Consider the following 15,514-nt stretch of genomic DNA (forward strand, 5'->3'; position numbering starts at 1 on the left):
TAGCGGGGGAGCGGGACAGGCAAATACATGGCGAGCCACGAGTTTTATTACAACGGAATCGCGCTGCACGAACTGGGGCTGGTGACCTTGCTCGAGCAGCGCACGGCCTATACTCCAGACGATGCGCCGCAACGCGAGCGGGTGGACCTGACGGTGCGCATCAATATTCAGGAGGCTTCGTATGCCGACAATTACGCGATGATCAGCCGGGTGCGTGAGGCATTGCGGACGGCCAACGCAGTTTTCCTGTGGAAGAATGAGAACGGGAAAGAGACGTTGAACCGGACGGTGACGGTGACGAAGCACAACCTGCCGGAAGATCCGAACGCGAACGGTGTGCGGATGCAGACGTTGCAGTTCGATTGCTTTTACATCCGGCATGATGTGGCGGGCAGTGTGATGACGGCCACGCTGACGGTGGGTGAATTGAATTCCTCCCTCGGCAAGATCACGGACTGGCAAGAAGCACTGACGACGGAGCGGCGCAACAACATGCGCTCCACCCGGGAAAGAACCAGCATCAGCGTACGTGTGCGGGGATTCATCGCGGGTGACACGACGTTGGGAGTGGAGGCACGCAGGACGGCGATGCTGGCCTTGAAGAATACTTTGATCGCCCGGTGCAACAACAAGGAAGGGCGGTTGGTCTATGGCGGATTCGACCGGGTGGTGCGAGTCACGGAGTTCAGTGCGGATGTGAACCAGGCGGTGAACCACATCGAGTGGAGCCTAGCGGCGGATTGCACGATCTTTCCGAATGAAGCGGACTACGTGCTGGCTGATTATCAGTTGATGATCCGTGACGAAGGGGCGGACAAAATACTGGTGGTGACGGGCAAGGTGCAGTCGCATTCCCTCGAGGCGGCGCAGACAAGAATCACGCAGATCGTGAATGCGGCGGTACCGGGGAATGGTTTTTCTTTGCAACGGGAGGTGAGACGGGAAGATGCACCGTCCACAATCTTTGCCGATGTGGACGGGGAGACGTTCGCGGGAATCAGTTTCATGCGTGAGTATCGCCTGCCACTGGCAAACACGCTCAGTTTGAAGCGGCCAGATCAGGATGCGGTATCGTTCGGTGACGTGACGGGCTGGCGGGAAGTGATGGCGCATGAGCGCTTCGGGGTGCAGAAGGACAACATCCAGCGCACGATGATCAAAGTGTCAGCGCGGGGTGTGAGATATACCGACACGGGCAACGGGCTGGAAGTCAGACGGGCGGCCTTGCAGGCGGTGAAGACCTCCATGCAGACGGAGTTCAACCGGCCCAAAGTGACATTGAAGCATGGTGACTTTGAGCGAGAAGTTCGGCCCTTGGATTTCACCGCGGACATCGGAGCCGAGGCGCGTTTTCTCACCTGGGAGATGAGCTTTGAATTCGCCCTCGCCCCCGATGAGACAGATTACGCACTGGTGGAATACCGTGTGCGTGAACGGGATGGCGGAGCAGACAAGCTGTTGAGCCTGACGGGACGCATCCAAGCGAACAGTGAAGCGAAAGCGCGTACGCGGCTCGCGCAGATCCGCAGCAGTGTGCTGTCCTCGCGTTCCTACAGTGCCGGACTGGTCGATACCGAGGAGGATGAAGTGTCCTTTGGCAATTCCACCACGGGCACAGACTTCATCGACCTGAACTTCACGCAAGAGTTTCGCAAGCCGCTGGCGCATACGCTGGCGTGGACACCGTTGAACGGACAGGCGGTGACGCTGGGGCAGATCACGGGCTGGAGCGAGGGGTTGACGACCGAGAGATTCGCCAGCCACAAGGACGAGCGGCGCAGTGTGATGGTGGGGGTGCAGGTGACGGGGCAATACTTCACGGATGCCACACAATCCCTGACGGTGCGGCGGGCGGATTTGCAGGCGAAGAAAGATGCCTGGCTGGCGGCATTCGAGGCGAAGAACGGCAGGCTGGTGAACGGCAGCTTCGACCGCATCGTGCGCTGTCTGGATTTCCGTCCGGAGATAGACCATGCGAACAAGGTGCTGACGTGGAGCTTGAACGCCGAGTATTGCCGATTTCCTAATGAAGCGAACTTCACGACGGTGGAGTATCGCGTCACGGAGCGGGATGACGGGGCGGACAAGATGCTGACATTGCGTGGCCGTATCGAGGCGAACGATGAGGCGAAGGCGCGGACGCGCTTCGGCGAGTTGAAGACGGCGACCTTGCAGGCGCGCAGTTACGAAAGCAGCCGGATCGTGCAGGAGGAAGTGGAACCGTCCTTCGGGGTGGGCAGCGGTGAGGCGACGACCTTCCTTGAACTGACGTTCACCTGTGAGTACCGGAAGCAACTGGACAATGAAGCGAAGTTCACGCCGGAAGGCGGCGAGACAGCCGACCAGATCGTGTTGGGAAAAGTCACGGGGATGAGTTACGTCTACCAGTCGGAGAGATATTCCAAGCTGCGCAAGAACCGTTCGTATGCCGGAGGTGTGATCCGCTTGAGCGGAGTGTTTCTGGCGGATGCGACGCAGCCGCTCGAGAGCCGCAACGAACAGTTGATCAACCTGCAAAAGGCATGGATCGCCAAGGTGAACAAAGCGCAGGGGACGTTGGTGCATGGAAGCCTGACACAAGTGGTGCGGGTGACAAACTTTGATGCACAGATCGATCATGCGGTGAAGGCGTTGAACTGGTCGCTCAACGGCGAGTTCAGCCTGTTCCCGAACGAAGCCGGTTATGCCCTGGTGGAATATACGCTGACGACGCGGAAGGAAAAGGAGAGCGGTCAGACCGTGTTCGTGTTCAATGGCCGCATCGGTGCGCAGACGAAAGCAGCCGCCGAGGGCAAGCTGAACACGTTGCGAACGGCGGTGCTGGACGGGAAGCTGGATCATGTGCTGTTGCGATCGGAAGCCACCCCCAGCCAGATCGAAGCGGATACGGATGGTGCAGCCTTCACGGAACTGACGTTCTCGGAAGAATATGTGGTGGGGCAGTCAGACATCGTGCGTTGGCGGATGAGCCTGCGCACGCGGGAGGAACTGGGTTCGGGCATGCGGAGACTCAGCTACTCCGGCACTGTGACGGCGCGTGGTGATGATTTCGAGAAGGCAAAGACCGCGGCCTTCAGCAAGGCGCGTGCGTTGGGTGATGAGAAACATCCGTTCAAACTGGATGAGGAACTGACGCCGGAAGACCAACTCACCACCACGGGTGGCGAGCGGCTGGTGACGGTGCAATTCTCCTTCGATTACCGCGTGCGGCTGGCCCGCATGTATCTTGAGCTGACTTCGGAAACCTCACTGGACACCTTCGGAGAGAACACGGACAGCGTGAATGGTTTTGTGGTGGCCGAGACGGAAGAGGCGGCGGTTGAATGTTACAATGCCAATGTGAAAGCGGCCTTCGAGGGCAAGCTCGTCAAATCGGAACGCCTGTCCAAGCGGAACGAGAAGCTGCAAAAGAAGAACGGTGAGGAACTGGTGCCGAACGAGTTCGAGAGCCAGTTCACACGTTTCGATTTTTCCTTCACGGTCCATCGCGAAAAAGCGATCGGTGAGGTGGCGATGAAATATGAGATCCAAGTGCGCGATGACGACAACCGCAACCGACGCACCTACACGGTGAGCGGATCGGTGGTCGCTCCGGGGACGCAGACCAGTGCGGCGGGCGGAGTGTTGCGGGCGAATGGAAAGAAGACGACGGGTGAGAAGGCCATCCATGATTTTCTCAATGCCATGGCAGCCATGCTGGGCACCAGGCAGGGCCTTGAACTGAAAGAAGAGAAGGAACGATTCATCGGCAATCCGGCCAGCCCTTCCGGCGTGATCGAAAAGAGCATCCGCACCACGTTTTCGGCGACCTATGAGAAGGTGATGACGGCGGAAGCCAAGGTGCTGTTCTGCCGGGTGAGCGTGCGCAACCGTCATTCGGGCAAGCGGTGGATAGCGCATGGCATCCCGGACGGGAGATCCATCATGCAAGAGTGCGGCATCGCCGAGGGGCGTCGCACCGTGACGGGTGAAGTGGTGGCCACGAGCGAAGCGGCAGCAGATGCGTGGATCGGAGAGCAGCGGGTGTTGTTGAACGGGGCGTATGAAGATCCGCCGGAGATCGGGACGGACTACGACTTCCTGCCGGGATCGGCGGGAGTGGTGACGGGCGAAGGGCAGAACTGGTGCTGGGTGGCGAAGAGCTTCACCTTCACGGAAACCCTGCCGGATTTCGATTATCCCGGCAATTAACGAAATTATTGCAAATATTCTATAAAAAATAGTTGACCATAAAATATGGATAGATAACCTACTTGCGTTACTAATCAGTGATGTGCCGGGGGGCGGAAACCTCCCCATCGCCTCCCGGCCTCTGATTGTTTTTCTGCCCTGAGATTATGACCATGAAGTTACTTATCGTTGGAGATTCCCCGACCAAGCAAACAGGTTTCAGCCGGGTAGTGGAGAACATCGCCAAGCGTTTAAAAGTCACCGCCAAAAGCATCGACATCTGGGGCATCAATCATCAGGGGGTTCCGCACGATTTTCCTTATCGCATCTGGCCAGCGACATTGAACGGGCCGGTCTGGTATTCGGAACCCAACCTCAAGGGTTTGCTGAACGTGCTGGCGGGTGGTGATTTCACGCACGTCTTGGTGGTGCAGGATTCGTTCGCTTTTCCCAAATGGTTTGCCGATGCCTTCGCACAAATCTGTGGGCACCGCAAGATCCGCAGCTTGTATTACATCCCGGTGGATGCCTCGCTGGATCCGAACTGGCTGGAGCTGGCACGGGTGGTGGACTGGCCGGTGGCATACACGCACTACGGGCGCATGGAGATATTGAAGGCGGCGGCGATGGCGATGGAGCCGTGGGAGTATCAGACACTGGAGCAACGGTTGAAGGTGTTGCCGCATGGTGTGGACCGCTCCATCTATTTCCCGTTGCCGGACCGGGAGAAGATCCGCAAGCAAGTGCTGCCGAACCTGCCGGAGGGGGATGTGGTGCTGATGAATGTGAACGCGAACCAGCGCCGGAAAGACCCGGTGCGTTCACTGGAGATTTTGGCGGAACTGTTGCGCATGGGTGAGCGTGTGCGTCTGGTGATGCACATGCCACCTGTGGGGCATGACGAGCTGGACCTGCCGTGTGCCGGGGCGCAACTCGGATTGCGTTACGGGGAGGACTGGCTGGTGACGGACATGCTTTTCAAGGGGACGATGCGGACCGGGACGGAGGAGGAGTTGAACAAGATCTACAACATGGGCGACATCCTTATCAGCAGCACGCTGGGTGAGGGGTTTGGCCTGACGACGATCGAAGCCTTGGCGACCGGGATGCCAGTGGCACTCCCGAACCATACGGCCTGCACGGAGATCGTGAATACGCTGGCAGGAATGGGCACGGTCCAAGATCCGGCCAGTGCGCAAGCGTGTCTGTTCCCAACGGAAGAACATACGGTGATGTTGCCATGGGACAATGCGCGGATGCGCCGCCGAGCGGATGTGAAGGGTGCGGCCTTGGTGATCCAAGAGATGATCCGAAGCGGGGAATACAAGAAGCGTCAGCGTCTCAGCAAGAAGGCGGCTGCCTGGTTGAGCTGGGACCGGGTGGTGCCGGAGTTCCGTGATCTGTTGATGAGCGCGCCGCCTGCTCCAGTTCCCGCCCCGGTGAAGAAAGAAGAGGCCCTTGATGGGGGACAGCCAGTGGCAAAATAACCGAAGCACACTATGAGTGAATTAGTGGTCAAGATTTCGGGGGCGAAAGGTTCCGGTCGCACGCATCTGCAAATGGCATTGGCCGAAGTTTTGCAGGCTTACGGGCATCAGGTAAACCTGCGGGAGAACGGCAAGGAGTTGAAGTATGCGAGGAATGCTCCCGGTGTGCTTCAGCGGGCGATCAATATCGAAGTGAACGATGAGGATGTGGTGCAGGTAAATCCCGAGCATCTACTGTTCCCGGAATTATGGGCCAAGCCCAAGGTGAAGCTGACGAAGGATGAAGTGGGTTTACTGGGGAATATCTGGATGGAGTCTTTCCGTGGAGTTTCCTTGATGGTCAAGCCGCTCGCAGTCTTTGCAGCGGCGAGAGCTTCGCTGATCAAGGGGCAGCAAGTTTGCATCGTGCTTCCGGTCAAAGGATGGCAAGGGAAGAAATGGGAGAAGGTGCTGGATAAACTGCTCGTGGGTGCGGAGAAAGTTGTTCCGCCGCCAAAGGTAGAAAAGTTTTCCGTCACCTACAAGCTGGCCAATGGCAGTGTCGTGCGTTTGTTGTCCCGGAAAGCGGTGGTGGATGATCATGCTGCTGCCGGTATGCGCTTCAATTGCATCGTGGAGATTGCACCGAAGTCTACGAATCATTTGACAGCGCGGATGACCGCTCCCTCCCCGCATCGCGATCACGCGGTGTTCCGTAACAAGCACATCACGGCCTTTTGATTTTTTATGAAGCCAGTCAAATACATCATCGTGTTGCGTACGGTGGATCGTGCGCCGGAAGCAGAGAACTATCTGTTCAAAACGCTTGCCAACCTTGAGCGTGCGGGCTTGTTCCGGTCCAGCATCCCATTCCAACTCGTGATTTTCTCTGACAGGGAAGCGGGGGGTGCATTTCAAGCAGAATTAGCCGACTGGCGGTTAAAATATCCCGACCTGATCACCGTGGAGAAATCGGACAAGCGCTTGACGCCCAATCAGAATGCGGCATGGGCTCTGCATCATGCGTCCATCCAACCTGCCCAGTGGGTGTTATTCCTCGAGGATGACGTGGACTTCTGCGCTGATTTCTTGGAGAGCGTGGATGTGTGGCGGCGCAGGGTGGAGCATCCGGACATCAAACTGTATTCGCTGTGCGCCGCCTATGAGGGGGTGCGTCTGGCGCAGGTGGTGTGGGAATATCCGGTGAAGGATTTCTACGGCACGCAAGCCTACCTGTTGCGGCATGACGTGGCGGTGGATCTAGCGGAGTTCCTGTCGAAGAAGCCGAAGTGGAAGGGCAAAGACAAGGGGCACGATATGCTGCTCAAGGAATGGGCGGGCAAGAAGGCGCGGTTTGTGGCGGCAGCGCCGAACTTCATCCAGCATATCGGCAAGCAGTCCTCACTGCATCTGGGCCGCTTCCATGACTATCCATCATGGCCGGGGCAGGATTGGAGTTTCCTGCGGGAAGCCGCGGGCAATTCGATGTTCACGGTGGAGGAGCAACAGTCGCGTCCGTTCTCTGATGCGCTGGCGAAGGCACTGGTGCAATCTTTCCCGAAGGACAAGCCGGTGCATGATCTCGGGTGTTCGCTGGGCCATTACGTGAAGGCGTTGCGTGAGGGCGGGCTGGATGCGCATGGTTATGAAGGCACGCCGGGTATCAGCGCGCATGCGGTGGTGCCGGTGAACTGGGCGGAGCTTTCTTCGCCGATGCATCCGGGTAACTACGGCAACCTGGTCGGTTCGGTCCTGTGTCTTGAGGTGGCGGAACATATCCCGGCGGAACGGGCGGACGTGTTCTTGAAAAACGTGGCGGAGTTCTGTGTCCCGGGCGGCAAGCTGGTCCTCTCATGGGCGGTGAAGGGACAGGGTGGCCGTCGCCATGTGAACGAGCAGAACTGGGACCATGTGCTGCCGACGATGCGCAAGCATGGCTTCGTGTATCAGCGGGGCGAGGCGTTGGAGCTGCGCAAGGTGGCGGGCGCGCAGGTGAAGTGGTTCGCGCAGAGCCTCTACGTGTTCACGAAGGTCTAAGAATCTGGATTATCCAAGGGCGGCAGGCGGAAGAGACACCGCCTGCCGTTTCCTTTTTAAATGGTGCGAAAGTGTGGAAGCTGGGTAGGCTGCGGTATATGTTGTTACCGTCACAACTTGGTTATCGCATGCCCGCGGAATGGGAACCTCACGCGGGGACATGGTTTACCTGGCCGCGGCCAGAGGGTATCAGTTTTCCTGACAAATATGATACGGTGCCGCCGGTGTATGCGGCTTTGATCCGGCAGTTGGTGTTGGTGGAAGATGTGCATATCAATGTGTGGCACGCCGAGATGGAGGGATGGGTGCGTGAGTTGCTGGGCAAGAATGCGGTGCCGTTGGAGCGGGTTCACTTCCATCATTTCCCGGCCTACGAGCCATGGTGCCGGGATCATGGGCCGATCTTCCTTGTGCGGGAGCAGGGTGGCAAACATGAGCGTGCCGTGGTGGACTGGGCTTATAATGCGTGGGGTGGCAAGTATCCGCCGTTTGATCTGGATGATGCCGTGCCCCAGCAGGTGGCGAAGTTACGCAGTTTGCCGCTCTTCTCGCCGGGTATCGTGATGGAGGGTGGCGCGTTGGATGTGAATGGCAAGGGGACGTTATTGACGACGGAAGCGTGCCTTTTAAATCCGAATCGCAATCCTGACCTGACCAAGGAACAGATAGAGCAATACCTGAAAGATTATCTTGGGGTGACGAACATCCTGTGGCTGGGTGACGGGATCGTGGGCGATGATACGGACGGGCATGTGGATGACCTGACACGTTTCGTGAATGCGAACACGGTGGTGACGATCGTGGAAGAAGATCCACGGGATGAGAACTATCACCTGCTGCAGGAGAATCTGAAGCGCCTGCGCACGATGCGGGATCAGGATGGAGAGTTGTTACGGGTGGTAGAGCTGCCGATGCCGGGCCGGATTGAGCATGAAGGGCAGCGGCTGCCGGCCAGCTATGCGAACTTCTATATCGCCAATGGCATTGTGCTGGTGCCGACGTATCGCTCGGCAAATGACCGGAAGGCGTTGAGGATTTTGCAGGAGAATTTCCCAGGCCGGAAAGTGATCGGGGTGGATTCGACAGAGTTGATCTGGGGATTGGGTTCGTTTCATTGCATCAGCCAGCAGGAGCCGGTTTAACTTTTTAGACTGTATTTCTATCAATTTTGCTTTTTGCGTAATGCAATGAATAAACTGCTCAAGTTTGCAATCTAAGCTGCCGATGAGCTGAAAAATACCAGTTATCAAGTATTTGAGACTGGCGAGATTCATGCTTTATTATGAACGAAATGACCTGAAAAAGGTCGAAATGCAGTGGAAAGATTGCATTTGACTATTTGTCAATGCTGTATCATAAGTGCGAGCGCAGTCGGGGGAGTTCGTAAAGGGATTATGACTACAGCTCGCGTAAGTTGTAGTCGATTTTTACGTACGCGATTGCGATAAAACGAAACGAAACGAACGAATAGAGAGACACGTATGCCGTCGCCATCATCAGAACGAATTGAGCTCAAGGTGCTTAGGGTTGCATCAACCGAAGTGCTTGGGCAGACGAAGCCGTTAGAGGTGGTGCCTTGCAGATTTAGTAATGCGAAGGGTGATCTGAAAGATGTGGACCACGTCGGCGATATCCGCCGTATGGCCGGTGCGAGTGCTGTCAGCTTCAAGGCTAATATCCGGGGCTGATACGCAACTCTATGTCATTCAAGATCCTCTACAACGAGGAGGGTGGTGCTATGTCCAATCTGGTCAGCATCGCTGTCTACGTTGATGCATTCGCGGAAGGGCTTGGTATGAAGGAGCTTCGCATTGATCCTCGAGGGATGAATGCGGTTGCTGCTGCTTTGACCCGTCCAGATTTTCCTCATGCGGATGGTCTGGACAAGGCCAGCCCCTTTAAGAAAGCTGCAAATTTCTTTGTATGGTTTGTGGCTGAGAAGCCTATCGTAGATGAACTGCCTGATGATGTGATAGGGGCTGACATCAAGAGCATTTCCAATTACCAGAACGTGATATTTGCCTATCAGATGGCCATCGACTGTCTGCATGGGGCAAAACTTTACCGTAAGGAAAACGGAGAAGAGGTTGAGATCACCCTCTCGAACAAGATCAAGGTATCGCGCCACTTTTTTGGTGATTTTGTGGAAGCCTTTTCAGCGGCCAACCCGCAGCAACATTTCAAAGTCGTGTCGTTGTTGTTTGAACAGCTCTGTTACAAGGTTAATCCGCAGGCAGCCTACCCGGAAATCATTTAAGATTTTAAGGAACGAGAGCCCGGCAGGGAATCCCTGCCGGGCTTTTTTGTTTGCTGCTACCGTTGGGCGGTCCAGAGTTTGCGTTTCCAATCGGGGATCTGGGAGGTAGCGCCGCGTTGGAAGCGCGGCATCACGCGTTCGGTGCTGGCGGCGTAAGGCAACGCTGCGATGGTTTCCGAGGTGAGCGGTGCAAGGAGCGGGGTGCCTTGTTTGAAGAGCTTGGCAGCCTCTTCCAGCGCGGCCTTGAGCCGTGGCCATTGGGCCTGAATGGATTCCTCGGGGATGGCGCGGGAATGCTGGTCATAATTCTCGATCGCTTCCTGCGCGATCTCCCAAAGGCTGACTTCCCGCGGATGGGTGGGAAGCAGTTGACCGTCCAGCACCAAGCTGGAGGCATCGTTCTTCTCATTGGACAATTCATCCGCCCGCAGTTCGATCGAGCCGTCACAGATGATCTTCCAGATGTTCACGTCCTTCGGTGAGGGCAGACGCCAGATGCGATCGGGCATCTGCTTCATCTTGTCCGACTCCCAAGTGTAGGTGAGGATGATCATGTTCGGGCAAAGGAACCAGTTGTGACCTTCAGCCAAGGCAAAGCTGGAGAGATTCACGGCGATGCCGCTCGAGACACCCTGCTTGAACTGCTGGCTGATGGGTTTGCGTTTGGCTGGTGACTTGTCGCCATCGAGGAGGCAGAAGGGCACGCCTGCCTCTTTCAGCAACCGGGCGAGAGTGAGCAGGGGTTCCTTGAAGAAGCTGGCCACCACCACCTGTTCGCCGCGGGAGATGATCTGCTGGATGAGATTGAGAGCGCAGCCAATCTTGGGAGTGAACTCATTGGTGGAGCGATAGAGTTTTCCACCTTTGTCGTTTTCAACGAAGCGAAGTTTCTCGCTGGTCGGAGCGGCTGCGGCCATTCGCAAGGCACTCATGCGACCACCGGGATCGGCACGGCCATTGGAATTCAGGTAGCGTGCGCCGAGGTGGTATTCGTAAACCTCCTTTTGCATGGAGCCGAAGGGAACGCGGATGATGCTCTCGTGTTTCTTCACCATGTCCTCGCCGATGTCTGCCTTCAGGCGGCGGAGGATGATCGGGCCAAACAATTTCCAGAGTCCGTGAACATTGCAGACCTGTGGGGACAGGCGGTTGTAGGCATTGCGGCCTTCCTCCTCGGCGGTGAGGTTACGTTCGGCGATGAGATAGGTCTTGGAGAAGTCCATCTTGTCATCCTCGGTGCCGGCATACGGCCAGCGGGCATGCGCTTCCTTCTCGCCGCCGCACACCCACCAGAGCAACCAGAAGATCTGCGACAACCGGCCTTTGATAGGGGTGGCACTGAGGACGATGCGATAGGCCGGTCGCAGATTAAGAACGCCCGTGGCCAGCTCGGTTTCAAAGCCGCCTTGCAAACGGGTGCCTTCATCCACCACGACACAGGCAAAGCAATCCCGCACCAGGTCGGAGAGTTTCGGGGAATAGGTGCAGGTGATGCCTTGGCGTTCGCTGCCGAGCGTGGCCAGCCATTCGTTCCGAATGCTGCTGCAGAAGCGAAATTTAATGTGCCACTGCTGCTGGCTGCTGAGGAGATGCCAGCGTTTGCAATCAGAGGATTTGGGGTCGATATCGCCGCGTTCAATGCCAGTGTTCCATTCGGTGATAACATCGGCGAGGGAGAGATTGAGCGCGGCCATCCATTCATCCGGTCCTTTGCCATCGTGATCGGGAATCTCTTTCACCCCGTTCATACCAAGCTGGTGATAGCTGGTGATGTAGAAACCGTTCGGCAGCGTGCGCTTGCCGGTGTGTGGATCCACTTGGGAGAGGCGATAGAAATCGTCCTGAGTCTCGAGGAAGGTGACGCGGATGCGGAAGTTTTCCCAGCCTTCATCCCCGCTGATCGCATCGTGCAGGTCACCGGGAGCGGTGATTAGAACGGCAGCATCAGGGACAATCTCTTCGCTGGTGGAGTGCCAGCCCACTTTCAACAAGGCCCACAGGAATGTGGCCCATGTTTTCCCCAAGCCGGTATCCCATGCTTTCAGGATGCCGTGGTGCATGGTGGCGCGACAAAGATCTTGTGTCTGGAAATTCTTGGGTTTGATGCTGCGACCGACACGGGCAAGCAGTCCGTTGATGTCGGCGACCAAGCTGCCGAAGCGATCGAGCATTGCGGCGAATTTTTCCGGCTGCACTTCGGCTACATCGGGAACGGAAGGAATGATGAAGTGTTGAACGAGCAACTGGATGGAAAATGTTTCCTCGATCGGATCGTTGATCTCGGCGGCGGTGAGGTCGCTGCCAGGTTGACGCAGGCGGTCATCAACAAACACGCGCTCTGTCCCATGTTCATCCGTGATGAAGAAGAAGAGTTCGGAGCCGCTGTATTCAATCAATTCGTGGATGCCGGAGTTGTTGTAGCGGTTGCCGGTACGCTTCACCACGTAGGTCCGAGTGGAGATGCGGTAGTGTGCGCCACGCAGGAAGATGGTGGTGCCGGGCACACGCATGTCCTCCTTGCATTCGATGGAGTCCTGTTCATCCAGATAGCCGAGGCGCTGGATCTCGGGCAGAGGACGGAGCGGGGCGCGATTGGCGTGGTATTGCGTGACGGCCGCCTTCACTGCCGCCTGCAACTGGGGCTGCACGCGCCAGACACCGCCGAAGGCGGCGTGTTCCAATGCCTGACGGTCGGAACGCTTCAGCACCAACTGCATGGGGAGTTTGCCCTGCAACTCGTGAAGCGTGGAGGCGAGTTCTTTGTCCACGCGGCCATCAAACTGTTCGTAGAGAGACAGAGCGGTGCAGATGCGGCCGCTGGGTTCCATCCAAAGATTGAACGGAGAGGGTGATTGTCCTTTCAGGCGGCGAGACTCTTCTGCCACGGCTTCCCACCAGAGCTTTTGCTGCTGGCCTTTGGAGTCAAAGGAACTGCCTATCTCTGCGCCGAGATGGGCGGCGCGGATCTGATGGACCGGCAGCGTGGCGGGAACGGCATCGAAATGAACGTCGAATTGAAGGCCGCTCTTGTGTGAGCGGGCGAAGTAGAGAACCACCGTGGAGAAAGTTTCATCCTCCTTGGCGAACTGGAAATCATCCGTGCCGGTCATCGGGTTTCCGGGGAAGGTGAGCATGGCATAGATATGCTGCTTCAACGCGGAGTGGGGGGCATTGCTGGAGTAGATGAGCCGGGCAATGGTGGCGGCATTCGCGATGATGAATCCCTCGCCCCGAGACTGCATGAGGTGCAGGGCGATCATCATGGTGGCGACGGTGGAATCAATGCATTCCGCCGGCACGCGTCCGTCGTGCTGTTGAAAGGCTTCAGCGACCGCCCGCACGTCCGAGTCTGCCAGCGCCATGAGAGGTTCGCGATACCACCACAAATCCCAAGGGGGATTCAGCGCGAAGCAATCGAAGGAAGCGGACAGATGATTGAAGTGATGCCAGGTGCGGGTCAGATCGCCGGTGATCTTGTGCGTGGTGTTGGTGCCTTCAAACTTGGTGATCTCGGGTGGGCGGCGTAGGGCGCGAGGGTCGATGTCCAGACCGAGCAGATAGCGCGTGTGTTTCGGATGAGCAGCGGCGTAGAGCAGGCTGCCGTTGCCACAATTCAGATCCACCACGGCGGTGCGGTTGACCGGCAGCGCAGAGGCGAGCAACTGGCCGAAGGCGGCGGGAGTGTGGAACTGGGCCTGCCCTTTCTCGGCGGCATTGCGAGCGGAGTCCAGAACTTCCTGTAGGCAGGCGGGATTGATGGAGGTGCGTTGTTCCATAGTGGGAAAAGAGTTTCGGGTTTCGAGTCTAAGGTTTCAGGTCTGGGGAGATGCAAGGGACCGGGTGGAACCGGTCCTTACCGGAAATAAAAAGCGCCGGGTGGTACCGGCGCCGGTCAGTTCGAGATGAGGGAAAGGTTAACGGTCAGGATTTTTTGGGCAGGGAAGGGATGCGCTCCCAGTGGGAGCAGGGCTGCCACTCGGGAGAGTTAAGGCCGATCTTCACGCACAATTCCGAGGCGGTGAAGCCGGTGACGCGGGCTTTTTCTCCCTTGGAGTTCTGCACTGTGGGCTGTTCGCCCAGCAGGGTGGAATTGATTTCGTTGGGGAGCATAGGATCAGACTTTTTTGAAATCGATCACCCAAACCCATGGGTTTGCTTTCCATGAGTCGAGGCCGTTGATGTGTTCCCAGAGGAGGGCGTAGCAGGCACGATGGACGCAGTCTTTTATGCGTTCCTCTTCAAGATAGTATTGGGCATACTCCAATGCCTGATAGGTCACGTGGGCATCCCAAGGATTGCGCGGGAAACCATTGGCGAGAATGCCTTCATTAAACTCCGTCTCGCAGGCGTAAGCGGTGAGGCCGTCTGCCTCCAGTGGTTTCTGGCACGCAGAGCAATAGAGGTAGGCGCTATCTTTTTCGCCGTCATCGCGGTGCCAATCCCATTTCTCCTCAGGAGGTTTTTTCTTAATCTCTTCGAGGGCGCATGCCTTGCAGTATTCCTCGGAGCAGGTTGTGCCGTTCGTGTCGCTCTCGATGTAGTAGATCGGTTTGCCGACAAACTTCTTTACGAGGGGGAGGCAGAGGCTTTTGGCCAGATCCAACGTGACGCCTTCGGCTTTGGCGTCCGCCTCGGAGATGTCCTGCAACCGTTCAGCACGGATGTTCACGATCTCCAGCGTGATCCGGGAGAGATTACGGGGCATGAAGCGGGCGAGCCGCTTGTGCCAGGTGACGGTGGATGCGCCGTTTTCGTGGATGGATTTCTTGAATGACTTGGGCGGATCAAAAAGGACTTCGTCCGAGTCGGCGACGAATTGCCATTTGGTCTTGCCGGTCTTGGTCTTGACACCGTGGACCTGCTGCCAGTGGCCGTAGCGGTAGTGCTCTTCGCGCACCCAAAGTTTGTCTCCGGGTTTGCCGTAGGGGCACGCCTCGATCGCCCAGCGTGCGCTTCCTTGCCCTGGAAACGCCCGGTAAGTTGCCTGCACTTCCAGTCCTTTGGTGGCATGACCTATATGCATGACGCCAAGTTCTGTGTAGTCGGATGATTGAATCTTCCCGAGCCGACGAGTGTTTGTTTTGAGGTCATCCAAGACGGCCAGCGCCATGGATCTGCTGAAGGAGATGGAGTTCATATTTTTAACCACAGACTAGTTGCACTAGGGGCAGACACAGATTTTCACAGGTGAGGTGCTTTGATGATGGATGAGGTGATGATATCTTCCACGCGTTCGAGGCGGAGCCGGGCGAGGCAGAAGACAGCGCCGTGGGGTTTGTTATCTTGGGTGCCTCGTGAATAGGTGATCGCGAATTGTTGTTTCCAACTTTCCCATGTAGCCGCCAAGGGAAACACGCGCATCAGGGTTTGCGCGGTGGTGCGGTGGTCGCCCCGCACCCATTCGGAATGAACAGGGCTATCAACGTAGCAGTGCCACCCACCGTAGAATGTCTGATCGAAATAACGGACAGATATTCGGATGGCCCTGACTGCTTCGCGTGGCTCGGCCATAATCGCTTGCAGGTAGCGGGCCTGTCGCAGTTGCCTGAATGATTGGGGCTTAGTGGTGGTGGCAGACATACGC

The 15,514-nt window shown here is 57.1% G+C and carries 11 protein-coding genes; 7 read left to right on the forward strand and 4 right to left on the reverse strand.

Annotation, left to right across the window (positions count from 1 at the left end; all coding sequences use genetic code 11):
- Positions 1 to 27: 27 nt before the first annotated feature.
- From VGH19_06740 to VGH19_06770, 7 genes are all read left to right on the forward strand, one after another.
- Positions 28 to 4,191 (forward strand): hypothetical protein, encoded by a 4,164-nt coding sequence (locus VGH19_06740; protein ID HEY1171053.1) that lies wholly within the window; start codon positions 28 to 30, stop codon positions 4,189 to 4,191.
- Positions 4,192 to 4,343: 152 nt separating this feature from the next.
- Positions 4,344 to 5,657: a glycosyltransferase family 4 protein gene (locus VGH19_06745; protein HEY1171054.1), complete on the forward strand. Its 1,314-nt coding sequence runs from the start codon at positions 4,344 to 4,346 to the stop codon at positions 5,655 to 5,657.
- 12 nt (positions 5,658 to 5,669) lie between these two features.
- Entirely contained in the window at positions 5,670 to 6,377 is a 708-nt protein-coding gene (locus VGH19_06750) for a hypothetical protein (GenBank protein HEY1171055.1), read from the forward strand.
- A 6-nt stretch (positions 6,378 to 6,383) separates the two neighbouring features.
- Complete coding sequence (locus tag VGH19_06755; protein HEY1171056.1) at positions 6,384 to 7,673, forward strand: hypothetical protein; 1,290 nt, start codon at positions 6,384 to 6,386, stop codon at positions 7,671 to 7,673.
- A gap of 98 nt (positions 7,674 to 7,771) precedes the next feature.
- Complete coding sequence (locus tag VGH19_06760; GenBank protein HEY1171057.1) at positions 7,772 to 8,815, forward strand: agmatine deiminase family protein; 1,044 nt, start codon at positions 7,772 to 7,774, stop codon at positions 8,813 to 8,815.
- A 399-nt stretch (positions 8,816 to 9,214) separates the two neighbouring features.
- Positions 9,215 to 9,361 carry a hypothetical protein gene (locus tag VGH19_06765; GenBank protein HEY1171058.1) on the forward strand — a complete coding sequence of 49 codons (147 nt, stop codon included), beginning with the start codon at positions 9,215 to 9,217 and terminating at the stop codon, positions 9,359 to 9,361.
- An 11-nt stretch (positions 9,362 to 9,372) separates the two neighbouring features.
- Entirely contained in the window at positions 9,373 to 9,930 is a 558-nt protein-coding gene (locus tag VGH19_06770; GenBank protein HEY1171059.1) for a hypothetical protein, read from the forward strand.
- 56 nt (positions 9,931 to 9,986) lie between these two features.
- Here the strand turns inward: VGH19_06770 and VGH19_06775 are convergent, their stop codons facing one another.
- From VGH19_06775 to VGH19_06790, 4 genes are all read right to left on the reverse strand, one after another.
- Complete coding sequence (locus VGH19_06775; GenBank protein ID HEY1171060.1) at positions 9,987 to 13,706, reverse strand: SNF2-related protein; 3,720 nt, start codon at positions 13,704 to 13,706, stop codon at positions 9,987 to 9,989.
- A 145-nt stretch (positions 13,707 to 13,851) separates the two neighbouring features.
- Complete coding sequence (locus tag VGH19_06780) at positions 13,852 to 14,040, reverse strand: hypothetical protein (protein ID HEY1171061.1); 189 nt, start codon at positions 14,038 to 14,040, stop codon at positions 13,852 to 13,854.
- A 4-nt stretch (positions 14,041 to 14,044) separates the two neighbouring features.
- Positions 14,045 to 15,067, reverse strand: a complete 1,023-nt coding sequence (locus VGH19_06785) for a hypothetical protein (GenBank protein ID HEY1171062.1) — start codon at positions 15,065 to 15,067, stop codon at positions 14,045 to 14,047.
- 44 nt (positions 15,068 to 15,111) lie between these two features.
- On the reverse strand, positions 15,112 to 15,441 hold the full coding sequence (locus VGH19_06790; protein ID HEY1171063.1) for a hypothetical protein: 330 nt from the start codon (positions 15,439 to 15,441) through the stop codon (positions 15,112 to 15,114).
- Between the last annotated feature and the right edge of the window lie 73 nt (positions 15,442 to 15,514).

This window comes from Verrucomicrobiia bacterium (genome assembly GCA_036405135.1).
Taxonomy (GTDB): Bacteria; Verrucomicrobiota; Verrucomicrobiia; order Limisphaerales; family JAEYXS01; genus JAEYXS01.

Excerpts from the sequence above, each read along its gene's own strand:
- VGH19_06775 (HEY1171060.1), bottom strand. The coding sequence starts at position 13,706 with ATGGAACAACGCACCTCCATCAATCCCGCCTGCCTACAGGAAGTTCTG.
- VGH19_06785 (HEY1171062.1), bottom strand. The coding sequence starts at position 15,067 with ATGAACTCCATCTCCTTCAGCAGATCCATGGCGCTGGCCGTCTTGGAT.
- VGH19_06745 (HEY1171054.1), top strand. The coding sequence starts at position 4,344 with ATGAAGTTACTTATCGTTGGAGATTCCCCGACCAAGCAAACAGGTTTC.
- VGH19_06770 (HEY1171059.1), top strand. The coding sequence starts at position 9,373 with ATGTCATTCAAGATCCTCTACAACGAGGAGGGTGGTGCTATGTCCAAT.
- VGH19_06750 (HEY1171055.1), top strand. The coding sequence starts at position 5,670 with ATGAGTGAATTAGTGGTCAAGATTTCGGGGGCGAAAGGTTCCGGTCGC.
- VGH19_06755 (HEY1171056.1), top strand. The coding sequence starts at position 6,384 with ATGAAGCCAGTCAAATACATCATCGTGTTGCGTACGGTGGATCGTGCG.
- VGH19_06790 (HEY1171063.1), bottom strand. The coding sequence starts at position 15,441 with ATGGCCGAGCCACGCGAAGCAGTCAGGGCCATCCGAATATCTGTCCGT.
- VGH19_06740 (HEY1171053.1), top strand. The coding sequence starts at position 28 with ATGGCGAGCCACGAGTTTTATTACAACGGAATCGCGCTGCACGAACTG.
- VGH19_06780 (HEY1171061.1), bottom strand. The coding sequence starts at position 14,040 with ATGCTCCCCAACGAAATCAATTCCACCCTGCTGGGCGAACAGCCCACA.
- VGH19_06760 (HEY1171057.1), top strand. The coding sequence starts at position 7,772 with ATGTTGTTACCGTCACAACTTGGTTATCGCATGCCCGCGGAATGGGAA.